The sequence below is a fragment of the Planomonospora sp. ID67723 genome (assembly GCF_015711605.1).
GTDB lineage: Bacteria > Actinomycetota > Actinomycetes > Streptosporangiales > Streptosporangiaceae > Planomonospora_A.
Window position 1 is genome coordinate 840,683 of record NZ_JABTEZ010000003.1, and the last position, 17,143, is coordinate 857,825.

Genomic DNA, 17,143 nt, shown 5'->3' on the forward strand with positions numbered 1-17,143 from the left:
CGCATGGCGCCCGGTTCACGGCTACGCGGATTCCTCGTCGGTGCCGTGGTCGCGGCAGGGCTGTTCGTCCTGGTGGTGGCCGCCACCATCGCACTGATCACCAACCAGCGCCACCCGGTCGCCGATCCCGACCGGCCCCCCGCCTCCGAGCAGCCCCGCGAGACCCGGACGCCCGAGCTCCCCGACGGCGTCGAGGTGGTCGGGGAACGGCGGTTCGGCGAGCGCCGGCTGGAGCTGACCCTGCGCTCGGCCGCCCTCGGCGACCGCACCACGGTGCGGCTGCTGCTGCCCAAGGGCTGGTCGGCGGACTCGGGCAGGACATGGCCCGCGCTCTGGCTGCTCCACGGCGGTCTCGACGACTACCGGGCCTGGTCGAGGTCGGACGTGGAGGAGCTGACCGAGGACGCACCGGTGATCGTGGTGATGCCCGACGGCGGCAAGTGCGGCAGCTACTCCGACTGGTACAACGGCGGCGACGGCGGTCCGCCCCGCTGGGCGACCTACCACCTGAAGGAGCTGCTGCCGCTGCTGGAGGCCCGCTACGCGGCGAGCGGGGAGCGGGCGATCGCCGGATACTCCATGGGCGGCCAGGGGGCGATGCTCTACGCCGCGACCGGGAAGTTCAAGGCGGCGGCCTCCTTCAGCGGCGCCGTGCACACCCTGCTGCCCGGAGTGGACATCGCCGTCATGCTCGGCACGACCGCGGGCTGCTTCGGCACCGACTGGAAGCGCATCTGGGGCGACCCGCACGGCGACCGGGAGGTCTGGCGCGAGCACAACCCCTACGACCAGGCCGCCAAGCTCCGCGACGTCCGCCTCTACGTGGCGGCGGGCGACGGGCGCAAGCGGCGGGGCGAGCTCTTCGGCGACATCACCGAGGAGCTCGCCCACAAGGCGGCGACCGCCTTCGCCGGCCGGCTGAAGGAGCTCGGCATCCCGGTCGAGACCCACTTCTACGACGGACGCCACAACATGACCTACTGGAACAGGGAGCTGCGCCGGGCGCTGCCGATGCTGCTGGGGTCGGTGGGGGCCGCCTGAGCGCCCGCGCCGCGCGGCGCGGGGCGCGGGCCGGCCAGCTCCACCAGCTCGTCCATCGCCTCCTGCAGGTGTCCCATCAGCCGCCAGGCGTCCTCCACCCGCTCCGGGCAGGAGACGATGCCGAAGTCGAGCGAACCGTTGTAGGAGAAACAGGTGATGTTGACCCCGCCGCTCACGTCGGTCAGCACCGACATGGGGTAGTAGGAGAGCACCCGGGCCCCGCACAGGTACAGCGGGAACTGCGGCCCCGGCACGTTGGAGATGATCAGGTTGACCGGGGGCGGCGCGATCGAGGCCAGCCGGAAGAGCGCGGAGGTCGTCATCGCCGTCACGGCCGCCGGCATCATCGAGGAGAGCTCGTTCGGCCAGGTCGCGGGGGAGCGGGCGAAGCGCCGCTTGGCGGTGCGCATCGCCTCGCCCGCGGCCCGCAGCCGTTCCAGGGGGCAGGCGACGTGGGTCGGAATCGGGGTGATCATGGCGGATATCTGGTTGCCGACCACTTCCCGGGCACTCGCCGTACGGACCGCGACCGGGACCGCGGCGATCAGCGGCCGGTCCGGCAGGGCGTCGTGCTCGCGCAGCCAGGAGCGCAGCGCCGCGGCGCACAGCGCCATGACCACGTCGTTGACGCTGCTCCCCGAGGCCTTGGCCACCCGCCTGACGTCGGCCAGCGGGAGCGAGCCGTAGGAGAAGAGCCGCTGCGCGCTGATCGGGCCGTTGAAGGGGGTGCGCGGGGCCGACAGCGAGGGCAGCGCCGGCAGGCTCCGCGGGCTCCCGGTGAGCGTCCGGGTCGCGGCGGCCACCAGGCGGGCCCCCGGCAGCCCGGCGGCGACCGGGATCGCGTCGAGGTCGCCCACGCTCCGGCCGAGGGAGCGCAGCACGCGCAACGGGTGGGTGAGGGATCGGACGGCGGCTCCGGCGAGCATCCGGGCGAGCCCGGGGGCGACGGTCGGTAGGTGCCCGGCGGGCGGCTCGACCGTACGGGGCTCGGGGGTGAGGTCGAGCAGCGCGGCCAAGGTCTCGGCGCCCGAGATCCCGTCGACGGCGCAGTGGTGGACCTTGGCGTAGAGGGCGGCCCGGCCGCCGGTCAGCCCCTGGATCAGGTGCATCTCCCACAGGGGGCGGCTCCGGTCCAGCCGCCGCCCGTGGATCCGGGCGACCGCCTCGGCGAGCTGGGCCTCGTCGCCGGGCATCGGCAGGGTCGTCTCGTACACGTGGTCGGCGACGTCGAAGGACGGGTCCTCGGTCCAGTAGGGGTGGTCGAGGCCGAAGGGCACGTCGGCCAGGCGCAGGGTCAGGGCCGGGGCCAGGTGCAACCGCTCGCGCAGCAGCCCGATCAGGGCGTCCCGCGTGACCGCGCCCGTGGGCGCGCAGGCCGGGTCCAGAACCGCGACGCCGGCGACGTGAGCCGCGGTCGTCGCCGATTCGGCGTGCAGGAACTGCGCGTCGAGCGAGGTCAGCTGGCGCATCGTGGTGAGCCTCCGGTGGGAAAGAATACGGGAGCGAATCCTGGCATCATCGCCCCGGTTCGTTTCCTCCACGTTTCCCGGGTGCGACCGGAGGAGTATTTCAGATGAAATATGGAGATGTAGACATCAATTGTGGTAATTCGTCCTGCCTGATCAGAGGACATGCAGGCCGTACAGCGAAAACATTCTCCGGGCTCCGCGAAGGTGATATTCCTGTACGGCAGACGCTCTCGCTAGAAATGTATGACCGTAACGGGATGGCGCACGACCGCGTCGAAGAGATAACCCAGCTCGTTGTACGGGGTCCGCGTCGGCTGGACCGTCCCGGTCTCGTCGGCCGCCCGGGCCATCAGGACGTGCGGGCCGGTCGTGCGGGGATTCCAGGAGAGGTGCCAGCGGGTCCAGGCCGGACAGACGTGCGAGCCGCGCAGCTCGGCCCGGTGCCAGGTGGCGCCGGCGTCGACGCTCACCTCGACCCGGGTGATGCGGCCGCCGGCCGACCAGGAGCGCCCGTGCAGCACGTGCGGGCGCCCGGCGGCCAGCCTGGCTCCCCACGGCAGCTCGAAGGCGCTGCGGATGCCCCCGGTGGTCAGCACCGGCCCGCCCTCCGGCGGATGGTCCTCCCCGAACATCCGGTAGAACGCCGTGGTCCACGGGGAGGCCAGCGGTGAGGCGGAGACCTCGATGTCGCCCACCCACTTGATCGAGGCCAGGCCGATCCACGAGGGCACGACCAGTCGGACCGGATAGCCGTGGTCGGGAGGGAGCGGCCGGCCGTTCATCTCGTAGGCGAGGATCACGTCGTCGAGGGCCTTGGCGACCGGGACGGGCCGCCGCACCCGGCCGTGGTCGACCCCGTCGGACACGTAGCGGGGGTCGAGGCCCCGGGGCATCACGTCGACGGCGGAGGGCAGGATCCCGGCCAGGTCCAGGACCGTGGACAGCGGCACCCCGCGCCAGCGGGCCACCCCGACCGCGCCGAGCCGCCACGGGGTGCCGGAGACCCGCTGGTGCTGCTGGTCGGCGAAGAGGCTCCGGCCGTTGCCCGCGCACTCGATCATCACGTCGCGGGTGACCGCCGGGAGTGCGAGCAGGTCCTCGTAGCCGAAGCTGCGGGGGTTGCCCAGCCCGGAGCCGTGCAGCTCCAGCCGCCAGGCGGCCGCGTCGATGATCGGGGTCGAGGTGTGGTTGCGCACGAAGAACCGGTCGGCGGGCACGTGGTAGCCGGCCCCGCGCATCGCCTCCCAGCGCATCTCGGCGCAGCCGCCGTGCACGGTGAACAGCTCCGGCGGCAGCGGTTTGACGATCCCGGTCGCGGTCCGGCAGATCAGGGTCCCGTACGGCATGCTGCACCACTCCTTCCAGTAACACCTATTTCCTACTAGGAATGCATGTAAACCGGAGGGAGCGGGTGGCGGCGCGGCCTCAGCCGTTCAGGAAACCGCGCAGCCGCTCCAGCGGCCAGGCGTTGATCACATCCTCCGGGGTCAGCCAGGCGCGCTGGGCGATGCCGATGCCGAAGCGCCGGTTGCCCAGGTGGGGCACGGCGTGGGCGTCGCTGTCGATGGAGAACTTCACGCCGTGGTGGCGCGCCAGCCGTACCAGGTCGGCCGGGAGGTCGGAGCGGTCGGGGAAGGAGTCGATCTCCATCGCGGTGCCGGTGCGGGCCGCGGCGCGGAAGACCTCGTCCCAGTCGGCGTCCACCGGGGAGCGCCGGCCGATCAGGCGGGTCGTCGGGTGGCCGATCACGTGCACGTGCGGGTTCTCGCACGCCGTGACGAACCGGCGGGTCATCTCCTCGCGCGACTGGGTGAAGTGCGAGTGCACGCTGGCGACGCAGACGTCGAAGCCGGCCAGGATCTCGGCCGGCCAGTCGACCGAGCCGTCGGGGCCGATGTTGAGCTCGGCGCCGTGCAGAATCCGCATGCCGGGATACTTACCCTGAAGCCGGCGGATCTGCTCGCGCTGCTCCAGCATCTTCTCCAGCGTCATCCGGTGCATGGCCAGGTCGGGGGCGTGGTCGGTCACCGCGTAGTAGGAGTGGCCGAGCGCGTGGGCGGCGGCGACCATCTCCTCCAGCGAGGCGATGCCGTCGGTCAGGTCGGTGTGGGTGTGCAGGTCGCCCTTCAGGTCCTCCAGGGTGACCAGCTCGGGCAGCTCGCCCTTCAGCGCGGCGGGGATCTCCCCGCCGTCCTCGCGCAGCGTCGGCGGGATCCATTCCATGCCGAGCGCCCGGTAGACCTCCTCCTCCGAGGAGGCCGCGACCACCCGCTCGCCGTCGAAGAGGCCGTACTCGGAGAGCTTCCAGCCCTTCTTGACGACGATCTCGCGCAGGTGGACGTTGTGCGCCTGGGAGCCGGTGAAGTACTGCAGCCCGGCGCCCCACGACTCGGCCGGGACCAGCCGCAGGTCCACCTGGATGCCCTGGTGGGTGCGGATCGAGGTCTTCTTCTCCCCCGAGGCGACGACCTCCGCGACATACGGCTGGGCCTTGAAGTCGTCCATCAGGCTCTCGGGGGCGACGGCGAGGATGTCGATGTCACCGATCGTGTCCTTCATCCGGCGCAGCGAGCCGGCGTAGGCGATGCGTTCGGCCCCGTCCTCCAGGGAGGCGATGACGCGCTCGGCCAGGTCCATCGCCACGCCGGTGTGCACCCTGGTGCTGGCCCGCTCCATCTGCTCGATGCCCCGCAGGAGGTTCTCCTCGGTCTTGGCGCCGAAGCCCTTGACGCCCTTGAGCCGCCCCTGCCCGATCGCCTCCGCCAGGGCCTCGGGGGAGTCGATGCCCAGCTCCTGGAAGAGGAGGACGGCCTTCTTCGGGCCGAGGGAGGGAACCCGGGTCAGCCTCCGCACCCCTTCGGGGACCTTCCCGCGCAGTTCGTCGAGCTGGCGGAAGCTTCCCCGCAGGAGGTATTCCTCGACCTTCTTGGCGATCGCCTCGCCGACCCCGGGCACGCTGCGCACCGGCACGGTCGCGATGTCGTCGGGGAAGCCCGAGATCGCCTTGGCGGCCTTCTGGTAGCTGCGCACCCGGAAGGCGTCGCCGCCCGTCATCGCGAACAGCTCGGCGTATTCGTCGAGGGCTGCGGCCACATCGTCATTCGCTCTCGCCATGGGCCCAGCCTAGAAGATCGCACCGACGTTTCCCGGGCCGCCCTTGACCAAGCGGACTGAGGTCCGTATATTTCCGCACAGGAAACGGACCACGGTCCGATTTGTTGTTCGGGAGGACGACCCATGAGACTGCTTCACATCTCGGCCTCGCCGCGCGGCCCCGAGTCGGTGTCGCTGGCCATCGCCGCAGAGTTCCTCGACGTCTACCGCCGCGCCAATCCCGGGGCCGAGATCGGCCACTTCGACCTGTGGGACGGCACGCTGCCCGCCTTCGGCCCGGAGGCGACGGCCGCCAAGATGGCCGTCTTCGGCGGGGGCCTGCCCGAGGGGGACGCCTGGGCCGCGGCGGTCAGGACGTTCGAGCGCTTCAACGCATACGACCGCTACCTGTTCACCGTCCCGATGTGGAACTCGGGCGTGCCCTACGTCCTCAAGCAGTTCATCGACGTGGTGAGCCAGCCCGGCATGGTCTTCGGCGTCGACCTGGAGACCGGCTACATCCCGCTGCTGACGGGCAAGAAGGCCGCCGTCGTCTACACCAGCTCGGTCTGGGCCCCCGGCCTGCCCCCGGGGTTCGGCGAGGACTTCCAGGCGCCCTTCTTCGACGGCTGGCTGCGCTGGGCCGGGGTCACCGACCTCGCCGACATCCGCTACCACCCGACGCTGACCGGCGACGCCGACCTGGAGCGCAAGCGGGCTCTGGCCCGTGCCCGCGAGGTCGCCGCCGCGTTCTGAACCGAAGCCTCTTGGCCCAATCATTTCACTCGATATTGGCTCTACTGAGGGGCCGACCCTCCTTCTAGCGTGATCCCCGCGACGTTGCGGCCCCCGGGGTCGCAGGAACGTCGCAGGAGCGTCGCAGGAACAGGGAGGAAGCACCGTGGTGATCGCGGACATGTGGTTCGACCCGAAGTGCCCGTGGGCCTGGATCGCGTCGCGCTGGCTGCTGGAGGTCGAGCGGGTGCGCGACGTGCGGGTGCGCTTCCACGTCATGAGCCTGGCGATGCTGAACGACGGGCGCGCCGACCTGGAGGAGTGGTACCGGGAGTGGCTGAAGGACGCCTGGGGACCGGTGCGGGTCGCCGTCGCGGCCGAGCGGAAATGCGGCAACGAGGCGCTGCGCGACCTCTACACCGCGCTCGGCACCCGGATCCACCTGGACAGGGAGCCCCTCGGCCGCGAGCTGTACGCCGCCGCGCTGGCCGAGGCCGGACTCCCGGTGGAGCTCGCCGACGCCGCCGGGAGCACCGAGCACGACGAGGCGCTGCGGCTCAGCCACCACGCGGGCCTCGATCCGGTCGGCGAGGACCTCGGCACCCCGACGATCCACGTTCCCGGCCCGGACGGTCGCACGATCGCGTTCTTCGGGCCGGTGGTGAGTCCGGTCCCGCGCGGGGAGGCGGCCGGCCGGCTGTGGGACGGCGTGCTCCTGACCGCGGGCACCGAGGGCTTCTCCGAGCTGAAACGGGCGCGCACCCGGCCGGCCGTCAGCTGAACCGGGCCGTGTTCCGCCGCCCGGGGACGGCCGGGCGGCGGCCGGTCCCCCTCGCGGGCCGCCGGCTCACCCCTTGCCGATGAAGCGCTCACCCGCCGCCTCCATGCGCCGGATCTCGGTGCGGAAGAAACGGGCGAGCTCGGCGCAGGCGGCCGGGTCGACGGGGCCTCCTTCGCGTTCGGGGAGGTCGGGGTAGGGACTGCCGAGGACGAAGATGTTCTCGTCGTTGTAGTTGTTGGCGGGTGCGGTGTAGTTGAAGGACCCGGCGACGACGACGGCCTCGTCGATGACCATGAGCTTGTGGTGGAGCTTGCCGAAGGCGGGGACGCGTTTGGGGAAGTACAGCTCGATGTGGGCACGGTCCAGGTCGTGGGTGGCCGCCCAGGTCTGGGCGCCCTGGCCGGGGTCCATCACGCCGGTGACGGTGCGTTCGGCCGCGGCCAGAGCGATCATGGCGTCGTCGATGCCGGAGGAGCCGGAGAAGGTGAAGATGGCGAAGTCGACGCGCGCGGTGGCCTTGAGCATCTGCTTCATGATCTCCAGCTCGGGCGCGTGGTCGGGCGCGAACAGCACCTTCACCGGTATCCCGTTGAGGTTGCAGGCCTCGGGCACCTTGCCGTGGGCGCCCCGGCCGAACTGCCCGGCGCGCATCTGGTCGAACTCGGTGGTGTACTCCCGGCAGATCCGCGAATCATGAAATATCACGATGTGGTTGAGGTTGCGGTGGCAGTCGGTGCCGGTGAAGTTCGCCGACCCCGACAGGATCGCCGAGGTCGGCAGGGCGCGTTCGCGGTAGTCGCGGATGACGAACTTCTGGTGGAAGATCGCCGGGTTGTAGTCCGCCTTCACGTCGACGTTGCAGCGCAGCAACGCGGCCAGGATCCTCCGGTTCGGCTCCAGGCTCCGGTCGCCGGCCTCCTCGCCCCACTGGACGCGGCGCCGGGCCGCGGCCTCGTCCTCGCCCGCCCGTACGGCGACCGCGGGCGGCTTGGCGGAGATCAGGTAGTCCTGCTCCAGCACCATGCGGACGCTCACCCCGCGGAAGCGGGCGTCCAGGACGGCCTGGGCGATGGGTTCGGAGTCGAGCTCCTGCACGGCGATGTCCAGAGAGCGCCGGGCACCGCCGATGAAGTCGATGATCACACGTTCGAGGTCGTCGGCCGCGCCCAGCTCGGAGGGGCCGACGAAGGCCTCGATCTTGCCGCCAGCGAATGTCGCCATGATGCGAGCGTTTCATTGCATTGAGGTGGCGAACAAGCCTGATGGCGGTCTTGGCCGGGTTCGGTGGACATCATCCGGCCTCTGGAGCCGTCCCGCGGGACCCGAGGGCCTCCCCGCGTGAACCCCCCGGAGACGATCCCGTACGGCCCGCAAGGGGGCGTAGGGCATGAGGGGGCCCGGAAGGCGCATCGTGCCGGTGTCGCGGACGGGTGGGGCGCGGTGCCGGCGGTACGGCCCGCGGCGGCGGCGGTCGCGGAAGATCCACAGATCTTATGCGCCGCACGGGTGGTCCGGCAGGGTGTGACCACAAACGGACGCCTTGTTGATCTATGAGGATTTGTCCCCGTACGCTCCGGTTCCTAGATCATCGTTTTGGCGCCCTTCGCGGCGTCCGACGGGAGGAAGCGCATGGTCGCAACACTTTCCACATTCGTGCGATCGGCCCCAGACGGGACGCGGGTGACGGTCGATCTGCCGGTGGAGGCCGGTGCCATCGAATGGCACGGGCACACCCGGTTCGCCGGGCCGGGCCTGGTCCGTGATTTCCAGCTCGCCCCGGCCGGTCACCGGCGTGCGATCCCCAGCAAGATCTTCCCTGGCGGGCGGGAGGAGACCTTCCGCCGCCACGGCTTCGACCTGGTGCTCTACGAGGCCGCCGACCGATCCGACAGCTGTCTGGTCTGGGCGGGGCCGTACCACGAGGCGACCACCTGGTTCGGGGGTCCCGCGCCGCGCCGCCTGTTCCTCAACCGGCTGATCGCCGCGGTGGACTTCACCGACTCGCCGGAGGGAGCGAAGATCACCCCTCGAATCAGGGACGGGGTGCAGCAGCACGGCACCATGCTGATCGGCGCGAACGACGGTCTCCTGCTGATGGCGTCCGACGCGCGGGTGTCCCGCGAGTCACTGCCCGCCTGGCGGGGCGCGGTCCAGGGGAACGCCGAGGTGTGGCGGGAGGAACTGGACCTGGATCCCGACCAGAAGGCCGCGCTGGCCGGGACGCCCTACGAGTGGCGCTACACCTTCGCCAACCCCACCACGGTCTTCACCCTGGTCTTCTCCAGGGACCCGGACCAGGCCGGCATCACGGCGCGGGGCAACGACGCCACGGTCGACGCCGTGCTCGGCGGCATCAACGTCATGTGGGCCGCGTGAGCCCCACCCTGGCGGTCGCGCTCCTCGCCCTGCTCGTCGGCGTCTTCGCGCTGCTCGCCGTCGCCGCGGTCTACAGCAGGGTGCGGACCCTGGAGCAGACCGCCCTGAGCTCTTCCAGCGACCGGTTGGCGGACGTCTCGCGGGTCTCGCCGGCCTCCCTGCTCCCCCAGGCGGGACAGGCGTTCTCGCTCGTCGTCCTCATGGACGCCGCCTGCGGGATCTGCCACCAGACCTGGGAGGCCGTCAGCTCCACCGCGCTGCCCGGAGTGCGGCTGATCGGCCTGCTGGCCGAGGCCCCGTCCTCGGCGTCTTTCACCGGTGACGCCGTCATGGCCGATCCGGACCTGTGGTCGAACCTCTACGAAGGCTACTCGCCCTGCCTGTACGTGATCGCCCCCTCGGGTGACGTCGTCGACCGGCGGTTCGTCTACGGGGACACCGACATCCCCGGGCTGCTCCGAGAACTTCTCTCTTTCACCTCGGCCGCCTCGAAGCAGAGGAGCACCAATGCGCTTTGATTCCATCCCCTCGATGGAGGTCGCCCCCGAGGGGGCGGCACCCAGCAGGGTCCGTACGCTGATCGCCGACCTGCCCGTGCAGCGCCGTACCGTGATGAAGGGCCTCGCGGTGTCCGCGATGGCGGCGGCGCTGGTCCCGTTGGACTGGGCGCTGTCCCGCCGCGCGGCGCGGGCGGCGGGACCGACCTCGATCTGGAGCGAGAGCAGCTGCGAGAACTCCTACAGCGGCGGCTACGGCGAAGGCCGCAACAACTGGTGGGGCGACGGCCGGGCGGTGTGCTTCGGCGGGTGGCGCATGGGTTCCTACCCGTGCAACGGCAGTGACCGTCACTTCGAGGGCAGCCGGACCCACCGGCCCGGCGCGTCCGACCAGGAGAAGTACACCAACGTCGCACGCACCACGACGTGCTCCGGCAAGAACGCGTGGAAGTGGCGCTCCGGCGGCAGGCAGTACGCCTGCTCCGACGCCTACACCACGGTGACGTGGCGGGACGGCACCCACTACCGCGGGCTCACCATCGCGATGTGCACGCTGTGACAGATCGCCTGCGGCGATCCCTCCTGCATCCGCTGGTCCTGGCCGTCCCGATCGTGCTCGGCGCGGTCCTGCCCATCGCGATGCAGGCTCCCGCCGCACTGCTCCTGTTCTGGGCGGGGCTGAACGCCGGCTACGCCAACTCCGGCAGCACTTGAAGCCACAACTCGGCATTCCTGCTGAACGCGTCGGTCTGGCGCGGTTCTGGTGCCCTCGCCTATTTCGGCGTGGGATTGCTGCTCGGGGCGTGGACCGTCGCCGGAGTGGCCGCGATCTTGGGCGGCCTCGTCCAGCCGATCCTGCCCGCACCGGTACGGCTGGCGCCGCTCGGCCTGCTGGCCGTGGTGGTGCTCCTGCGGGAGTGGGGGCTCATCTCCGTGCCCGTTCCGGAGAACGCCCGGCTCGTCCCGGAGCACGTGCTCCATCGCGGGCGAGTCGCCGGCGGGATCCAGTTCGGCTTCGAGATGGGAACCGGCATGCGCACCTACTCCCCGTCCGCGCAGCCGCACATTGTGCTGGCCGCGCTGCTGCTGGCGGTGCCGCCGCTCGGCGCGCTGGCCGCCGGGCTCGGCTTCGCGGTGGCCCGCTGGGCCATGGCGGCCGCGAGCGTCCTGCACGGCGCCGACGGCGAATGGAGCGATCTGTGGCAGATCAACGCCCGCCTGCTGGCGGCGGGAACCGCCGCGGCCACGGTGGCCTCGCTGGCCTTCGGGGTGCTGCCGTGGTGACCGCGTTCGTGGTGGTCCACGACGGCTCGTGCGGCGGGTGCTCCGCGATCGCGGCCAGGCTCGACGGGCTGCTGGCCGTTCCGGTGATCGTCCGCTCCTGCCGCGACCCGCGGCTCACCACGGAGTTCCCCGTCCTGTACGGCGAGCGGCCCTGCCGCCGGCCGCTCGCCGTGCTCCAGGAGGACGGGCGGACGCGGGTCGTCGGCGGGGTCCGGCTGCTGCTGCGGGGCGCGCTCCTGGTCGCCCCGGGACGGCGGGGCCGGGCCCTGCGCCTGGGCGCGTGGATCGTCTGGACGCGGCTGCGTCATCTGATCACCGGAACCTCGGCGCCGGTTTCCCGGTAGGAGAAGGTATGAGACGACTGACCGTTGCCCTGCTGATCATCGCATCGTTCCTGATCACCCCGCCCGCGCTGGCGAAAGGCGTCGACTACGCAGTGCTGACGGGCCCCGGCGTCCGGCCCGTCGAGATCAAGCCGAGTACGGCCGCCGCCGACCGGAGGCTGCACGCCCTGCGCGTCGAGACCGCGGTCAACGAGGCGATGCTCAAGGAGCTCCCCGACGTGTTCGGCGCCAAGCGTCCGAGAGGCAAGCTGGGTCCCCGCTACCGGCTGGCCTGGCACGTGCCGGGCAACCCGGACACGTGGATCGTCCAGTACGTCTACCCCTACGCCAAGCCGAGGCCGGTCGTTCACACGCCGAAGCAGCGCCAGGTCGCCCACCCCGGCTGGTATCGCGCGCCGTCCTCGCTGAAGGGAACGCTGGCCAAGCTCGGCCTTCCGGCCCGGGTGGGCTCGGCGACGAATCGCGTGCACCTGTCGCCGTCCGGGACGACCAGGTCGCCCGAGTGATCACACGCGGGTGCGGCGGTGTTCGGCGCCGGGCGGGAGGCGGTCGGGATCGCCGGCCCGTCGTCCGGCAGGCAGCCCGCCGCCTCATGCGTACCGCACGGACAGGGATGGGGACACCGCGCCGGCCCGGCTCTCTCACCGTCCGCAGAACATCACACTGCGAAAATCAGCAGCCGAAGGCGTAGAACTTCGCGTCGAACGAGTAGTTATAGTATTTCCGCTTTGAGATTTCGGTTACGCCGCTGAACGGACGGTTGCACTGGACGACGACGTCCTTGGCCTCGGCGAGGAGGTCGTCTCCAGAAGTGTCGTCTTCCCACACCTGGATCGTAACCTGCTCGCCCAGCGGGAACTTGAGAGGGTAATGCGATGGGAATTCGACTATCTTTCCCTCTTCGTCTTCGTTGACGTCGACCGTACCGTCGGTCGGGGCGAAGCGCTGACTTACTCCATTACGCACGACCTTGATGAAGACTTCGTCGCCGTTGCTCCAAGTCCCCTCCTCGTCTATGTCGTGAGCATAGACGGTGATGCCGAGTTCGGTTTCGAGGACGGTGGTGGAGGCGGCGCCGGCAGGGGCGGCGCTGGTAAGGGCCAGCGCCCCGACAAGGCCTAGCATCGACAGAACGGCGCTGGATTTGGAACGCGCGAGCACGGTTTCCTCCTCTTATTCGATCCGTTTACTTGATCGATCTCGACCAAGGCTTCCGCAGCCTCCTTGGAGGCGACTTGCAGACGGCTTGGAGTCCTGTGCCGAGCCAGAACTCGCCTTTGAGGAATGATCCGGGGGTTCGTCGAATCGGGTTACCTCCGTCGACCGTCGACGGGTAACGGTCAGGCGCCCTACTCAGGGTTTTAGACCGTGTGCTACGCGGTGAGCCGGATGAGCCGCTTGTAGCGGCACAGGCCAGCAGCGAGGCCGAGAAAGGCCAGATAGCTGCCGGAGCAGCGTTCGTAGCGGATGGTGAGGCGTCGACAGCCGGTCAGCCAGGAATGGTCCGTTCGATCACCCGGCGATGCCGGCCCAACCGCGGCCGGAGTCAATGCCCTTGCGGGCGGTACGGACGGCGATGCGCCTGCCGCGCAGCCACCGGCGCAGGCCGTCGAGGTCGTGGGCCTTGTCCGCGTGGAGCTCGCCGGGCTTGACGGGACGGCCAGGGCCTTAAAGGCCGGCCTGGGCCTCTGCCGGGGGGCAGACACCCACGGCATGAGGGAGGTCTGCACCGGAGGCGAGAGCGTCGAGGTCTGCCGGCCCTGGTCCCGTCGTCCGCCTGTCCTTGATGGAGGACCTCATCGCCCCTTCGAGGGGACGATAACGACGCCACAGCGCCTACCGGAACCCGGCCCCTGTCCGCGGCATGTCCAGCAGCTCCTGGGTCACGAGCGTGAACTCGCATACGGCCAGGGCATCGGTGTCGAGCCCGTAACCGACGACCAACGTTACGATCTAGTACTCCAGTGACACTTTGAGATCATGGCTGGGATCTGCGCTGGTAGTGGCACCGGCGGGCGATGGCCTGATGACGGCGACGCCACCGTGACCAGCGCAGAACCTCCTCGATCCCGCGTGGCCGGGCCGGGGCGAGTACGGCCAGCAGACGGCGGATCTCCGGCAGCGTCAACGGGACGCGCTGCGGATCGTCGCCCGGCCGGTGTGCGGCCAGCACGGCCAAGAACACCAGCGCGAGCATGGCCAGCGTGATGTGCCGGTGCCAGCCGGTCCAGGTGCGGACCTGGTAGTGGTCCAGCCCGACCTGGCCCTTGGCCGCCTGGAAGCACTCCTCGACCGCCCAGCGGACGCCCGCCACGCGCACCAGCGTCAGCAGCGGCATCGCCGCCGGTGCGTAGCAGCGGTAGAAGGCCGGCTCCCCGGTGGCCGGGTGGCGGCGGATCAGCAGCCACCGGTATCCGCCGGTGCGGTCGGCCTCGCCGGTGTCGATGCGGGCCCAGGCCCACAGGTAAAACCGCGGGCCCTTGGCGCCGGGCCCGGCGCTGTAGCGGTGCCGGTGCCCGTCGGCCGCCAGCGTGGCGGCCTGGGCCGCGGTGCGCTCGATGCCCTCCAGCATCACGCGCCGGTTGCCGGCGATCGCCAGGACGTATCCCAGCCGGCGCTCTTCCAGGAAGGCGCGCAGATCCGGGGCCTGGCCGTAGACCTCGTCACCACTGACCCAGCGGGCCTCGACTCCGGCGGCCAGGGCCGCGCCGATCATCTGGATGGCCAGGACGGACTTGGTGGCGAAGACGGCGTGGTCGGGGATCGCGGCGGTGCGGCAGCGGCCGGGATCGGCGTCCCAGCGTGCGGTGTGCAGCAGGCGCTGCATGGCCTGCGGGCCGGGCAGTCCGGCGTGTTCGGCCAGACTCCAGCAGTTCTTGCGCTCCAGGTCGGCAGGCAGGCCGCGTACGTAGGCGGTCGCGGTACGGCGTGGCTCGATGCGGCCGAAGTGGTGGGCGATGCGGCTCATCAGGTCGTTGAAGGTGACCAGCCAGCCGTGGGGGTCTACGCTGTCGCCTGCGGCCATCACGCGATCTTCAGATGTCTTCACAAACTCCGAATGATCACGTGGTGGCCGTCTGCGTGTGGCCTCAACCAGGCAGATCGCGAAGTGCTAGCCGGGTGAACCGGGTGATCGGGGTCGGTGCTCCTCTCTGTTCAGCGCGGCTCATACCTTTCCGACGGCGCCTGAACCGGGCTTGCGTACGTGGAGCAGGTGACGGAGTCGAACCCGCCACCGCTGCTGTCCGGATCTCGACGATCCCAGCGATGATGGCGAATTCAGCCGAATGGGCGGCCGAAGCCGTCCGCGCCGCCGAAGCACCTGCCCGTGGTCCCCGATGCCGCCCGGAGACGGTCGGCCATGACGCCTACGCGACGTCGGGCCGGGTCATCAGCGGTGACCGCAGCTGCAACGCCAGACTGGGACTGGTCAGGGGCACGGTGCTCCACGTCGCGGCCGCCGTGCCCGCGCCGGCGTCGACCACCAGCCGGACCCGGTGCGGGGTGGTGATGACGTAAAGCTCGGCGACGAACGTGTCACCCTGCCAGGCGCCGGCCGCGACGACAGGGCGGCCGAGCGGCGAACTTTCCCGCCATTCGCCGTGGCCGGCCTCGACGCTGAGGAACGACCCGAATCGCAGGAGCCATCCACCGTCCACGGGATCGACGATCACCGTGGTTCCGTCGGGCAGAGCCGAATCCCCGGCGGAGGCGTCGAGTCTCGCCTTGACGGAACGCTCCGGGGCGGCCGAACCCGGCACCGGCGCGAATGACAGCCGCCGTAGCCGCTCGGCGAGGATCTCGTCGTCCCGGGTGCTTCCCGCGTGGTCCATGCCGGGCAGCAGGCACTCCCATATCGCGTCGTGCACCGCCTGCGCCCGCGTATGGGCGCCGGTCACAGCGACCACGAGATCGTGCGACGGGACGACCACGCACAGTTGGCCGAAGGAGCCGTCACCGTGGTAACCGTGACGCGACATCCAGAACTGGTAACCGTAACCGCAAAGGTAGTCGGCGTTCCCCGATCCGTCCTCCAATGGCAGGGTCTCGATGTGCCGTCTGGTCGCGAGCTCCACCCATTCGCGCGAGACGAGCCGCTGCTCGCCCCACAGGCCGCCGCGCAGCAGCAGTTCGCCGAAGGCGGCGACGGCCTCGGTCGTGAGGTGCAGTCCGTGGAATCCGAAGGCGGCGCCGCTCGCCACCCGGTCCCATTCGGCGTGGTCGACGCCCATCGGGGTGAAGAGGCGCTCGTCGAGCAGCTCCGGCAGGCCGCGGCCGGTGACCCGTTCCACCATCCGGGCCAGGATGAAGGTGGTCGAATTGTCGTAGGCGTGCCGTGTTCCCTCGGCCTCGGGAAACGGTACGCGCAGGAAGCCCTTCACCAGGTCGCCCGGTTCCAGCCGCCAGGCCTCGGTGAGGCTGTCCGTGTGGTGTCCGGTCGTCATGGACAGCAGGTGGTGAACGGTGAGGCGGCGTCCCTGTTCCGAGATGTCGGCCGGGACGTGGTCGGGCAGCACGTCCACCACCCGGTCGTCCAGCGAGAGCAGCCCGTCGGCGATCGCGAGCCCCACGGCGACCGAGGTGAACGACTTGGTCAGCGAGTAGAGAAGGTGCGGGCGTTCGGCCGAGTACGGCGCCCACCAGCCTTCGGCGACGACATGACCGTGGCGCACGACCATGATGGAGTGACACTCGACGGATTGCGCTTCGAGCCGGTCCAGCAGCGCGGTGACTGCGAGGGATGACATCCCCGAGGCGGCGGGTGTCGACCGCGGCAGCAGGGCGCGTTGGGAAGGCATCTGGGCACCCTAACAAAACCGCCCAGAGGCGTCGTCTGGTTAACGGTCCTGACGCAATGAACGTCGGAGGCGCCGTCGGCAGCTGGGAGTTTAATCGGTTTGTCGCCAGCCAGCTTGGTCGGATAGGAAGCTTGCGTGCTAAGAGGTGACAAGGTCGGGCTCAGGGCCCGGCACGAGGATGACATTCCGATCCTGCAGGCCGAGCTCCACGACGACGTGGTCAACTCCTCGCGGGCCGCAGGCCGGCCGTGGCGGCCGGTCACACCCGGCTCGAAGGACTCGCAGTTCGTGGTGGACGACAAGGAGGAAGGGCACGTTCCGTTCTCGGTGGTGGAGCTGGCGGGCGGCACGCTGGTCGGCGCCGCGACGCTGTGGGGCATCGACAACCACAACCGGTCCGCGCACATCGGGCTGGGGCTGCTGCCGTCGGCTCGCGGCAAGGGCTACGGCACCGACGTGGTCGGGGTGCTGTGTCACTACGGTTTCGTCGTGCGCGGCCTGCAGCGGCTGCAGATCGAGACGCTGTCGGACAACGCCGCGATGCTGCGCTCCGCCGAGCGCAACGGTTTCGTCCGCGAGGGCGTGCTGCGCTCCTCGGCCTGGGTGATGGGCGAGTTCCTGGACGAGGTGCTGCTCGGGCTCCTCGTCCAGGACTGGAAGCCGGACTCGAAGGGCTAGGCCGCCACCCGAATCACCCCGGAGCCGGGGTGCCCCCGCCGGAGGC

18 protein-coding genes are annotated in these 17,143 nt (G+C 70.4%); 11 read left to right on the top strand and 7 right to left on the bottom strand.

The window, feature by feature from the left end:
- Positions 1 to 3 precede the first annotated feature (3 nt).
- Positions 4 to 1,041, top strand: a complete 1,038-nt coding sequence (locus tag HS041_RS25295) for an alpha/beta hydrolase (protein ID WP_196443289.1) — start codon at positions 4 to 6, stop codon at positions 1,039 to 1,041.
- Here the strand turns inward: HS041_RS25295 and HS041_RS25300 are convergent.
- The 3 genes from HS041_RS25300 to polX form a co-directional block, all read right to left on the bottom strand.
- A complete protein-coding gene (locus HS041_RS25300; protein ID WP_196443290.1) occupies positions 978 to 2,510 on the bottom strand; it encodes a WS/DGAT/MGAT family O-acyltransferase in 1,533 nt (510 codons plus the stop codon). The two genes, HS041_RS25295 and HS041_RS25300, sit on opposite strands and share 64 nt — an antisense overlap.
- 233 nt (positions 2,511 to 2,743) lie before the next feature.
- Positions 2,744 to 3,856: a sulfite oxidase gene (locus HS041_RS25305; RefSeq protein ID WP_196443291.1), complete on the bottom strand. Its 1,113-nt coding sequence runs from the start codon at positions 3,854 to 3,856 to the stop codon at positions 2,744 to 2,746.
- A 79-nt stretch (positions 3,857 to 3,935) separates the two neighbouring features.
- Positions 3,936 to 5,624, bottom strand: a complete 1,689-nt coding sequence (gene polX / locus HS041_RS25310; RefSeq protein WP_196443292.1) for a DNA polymerase/3'-5' exonuclease PolX — start codon at positions 5,622 to 5,624, stop codon at positions 3,936 to 3,938.
- A gap of 123 nt (positions 5,625 to 5,747) precedes the next feature.
- Between polX and HS041_RS25315 the strand changes: the two genes are divergently transcribed.
- Positions 5,748 to 6,359 (top strand): FMN-dependent NADH-azoreductase, encoded by a 612-nt coding sequence (locus HS041_RS25315; RefSeq protein WP_196443293.1) that lies wholly within the window; start codon positions 5,748 to 5,750, stop codon positions 6,357 to 6,359.
- Positions 6,360 to 6,519: 160 nt separating this feature from the next.
- On the top strand, positions 6,520 to 7,119 hold the full coding sequence (locus HS041_RS25320; protein WP_196443548.1) for a mycothiol-dependent nitroreductase Rv2466c family protein: 600 nt from the start codon (positions 6,520 to 6,522) through the stop codon (positions 7,117 to 7,119).
- Between the two features lie 66 nt (positions 7,120 to 7,185).
- On the opposite strand, the gene HS041_RS25325 is transcribed toward HS041_RS25320, so the two are convergent.
- On the bottom strand, positions 7,186 to 8,340 hold the full coding sequence (locus HS041_RS25325; protein WP_196443294.1) for a phospholipase D-like domain-containing protein: 1,155 nt from the start codon (positions 8,338 to 8,340) through the stop codon (positions 7,186 to 7,188).
- A gap of 432 nt (positions 8,341 to 8,772) precedes the next feature.
- Between HS041_RS25325 and HS041_RS25330 the strand changes: the two genes are divergently transcribed.
- The 7 genes from HS041_RS25330 to HS041_RS25360 all read left to right on the top strand — a co-directional run bounded on the left by HS041_RS25330 (position 8,773) and on the right by HS041_RS25360 (position 12,126).
- Positions 8,773 to 9,495: a hypothetical protein gene (locus HS041_RS25330; protein ID WP_196443295.1), complete on the top strand. Its 723-nt coding sequence runs from the start codon at positions 8,773 to 8,775 to the stop codon at positions 9,493 to 9,495.
- Complete coding sequence (locus HS041_RS25335; RefSeq protein WP_196443296.1) at positions 9,492 to 10,013, top strand: hypothetical protein; 522 nt, start codon at positions 9,492 to 9,494, stop codon at positions 10,011 to 10,013. Before HS041_RS25330 ends, HS041_RS25335 begins: the two co-directional genes overlap by 4 nt.
- A complete protein-coding gene (locus tag HS041_RS25340; RefSeq protein ID WP_196443297.1) occupies positions 10,003 to 10,551 on the top strand; it encodes a hypothetical protein in 549 nt (182 codons plus the stop codon). The genes HS041_RS25335 and HS041_RS25340 overlap by 11 nt, the downstream gene beginning before the upstream one ends.
- Positions 10,548 to 10,706 (top strand): hypothetical protein, encoded by a 159-nt coding sequence (locus HS041_RS25345; RefSeq protein ID WP_196443298.1) that lies wholly within the window; start codon positions 10,548 to 10,550, stop codon positions 10,704 to 10,706. The genes HS041_RS25340 and HS041_RS25345 overlap by 4 nt, the downstream gene beginning before the upstream one ends.
- A 69-nt stretch (positions 10,707 to 10,775) precedes the next feature.
- Positions 10,776 to 11,276: a hypothetical protein gene (locus tag HS041_RS25350; protein WP_196443299.1), complete on the top strand. Its 501-nt coding sequence runs from the start codon at positions 10,776 to 10,778 to the stop codon at positions 11,274 to 11,276.
- Positions 11,270 to 11,620: a hypothetical protein gene (locus HS041_RS25355; protein ID WP_196443300.1), complete on the top strand. Its 351-nt coding sequence runs from the start codon at positions 11,270 to 11,272 to the stop codon at positions 11,618 to 11,620. Before HS041_RS25350 ends, HS041_RS25355 begins: the two co-directional genes overlap by 7 nt.
- Before the next feature lie 8 nt (positions 11,621 to 11,628).
- On the top strand, positions 11,629 to 12,126 hold the full coding sequence (locus tag HS041_RS25360) for a hypothetical protein (RefSeq protein ID WP_196443301.1): 498 nt from the start codon (positions 11,629 to 11,631) through the stop codon (positions 12,124 to 12,126).
- 166 nt (positions 12,127 to 12,292) lie between these two features.
- Here the strand turns inward: HS041_RS25360 and HS041_RS25365 are convergent, their stop codons facing one another.
- The 3 genes from HS041_RS25365 to HS041_RS25375 all read right to left on the bottom strand — a co-directional run bounded on the left by HS041_RS25365 (position 12,293) and on the right by HS041_RS25375 (position 16,419).
- A complete protein-coding gene (locus HS041_RS25365) occupies positions 12,293 to 12,781 on the bottom strand; it encodes a hypothetical protein (RefSeq protein WP_196443302.1) in 489 nt (162 codons plus the stop codon).
- An 817-nt stretch (positions 12,782 to 13,598) separates the two neighbouring features.
- A complete protein-coding gene (locus HS041_RS25370; RefSeq protein WP_196443549.1) occupies positions 13,599 to 14,588 on the bottom strand; it encodes an IS701 family transposase in 990 nt (329 codons plus the stop codon).
- A 400-nt stretch (positions 14,589 to 14,988) separates the two neighbouring features.
- A complete protein-coding gene (locus HS041_RS25375; RefSeq protein ID WP_196443303.1) occupies positions 14,989 to 16,419 on the bottom strand; it encodes a serine hydrolase domain-containing protein in 1,431 nt (476 codons plus the stop codon).
- A 135-nt stretch (positions 16,420 to 16,554) separates the two neighbouring features.
- Between HS041_RS25375 and HS041_RS25380 the strand changes: the two genes are divergently transcribed.
- Positions 16,555 to 17,097: a GNAT family N-acetyltransferase gene (locus HS041_RS25380; RefSeq protein ID WP_196443304.1), complete on the top strand. Its 543-nt coding sequence runs from the start codon at positions 16,555 to 16,557 to the stop codon at positions 17,095 to 17,097.
- Positions 17,098 to 17,143: the final 46 nt, after the last annotated feature.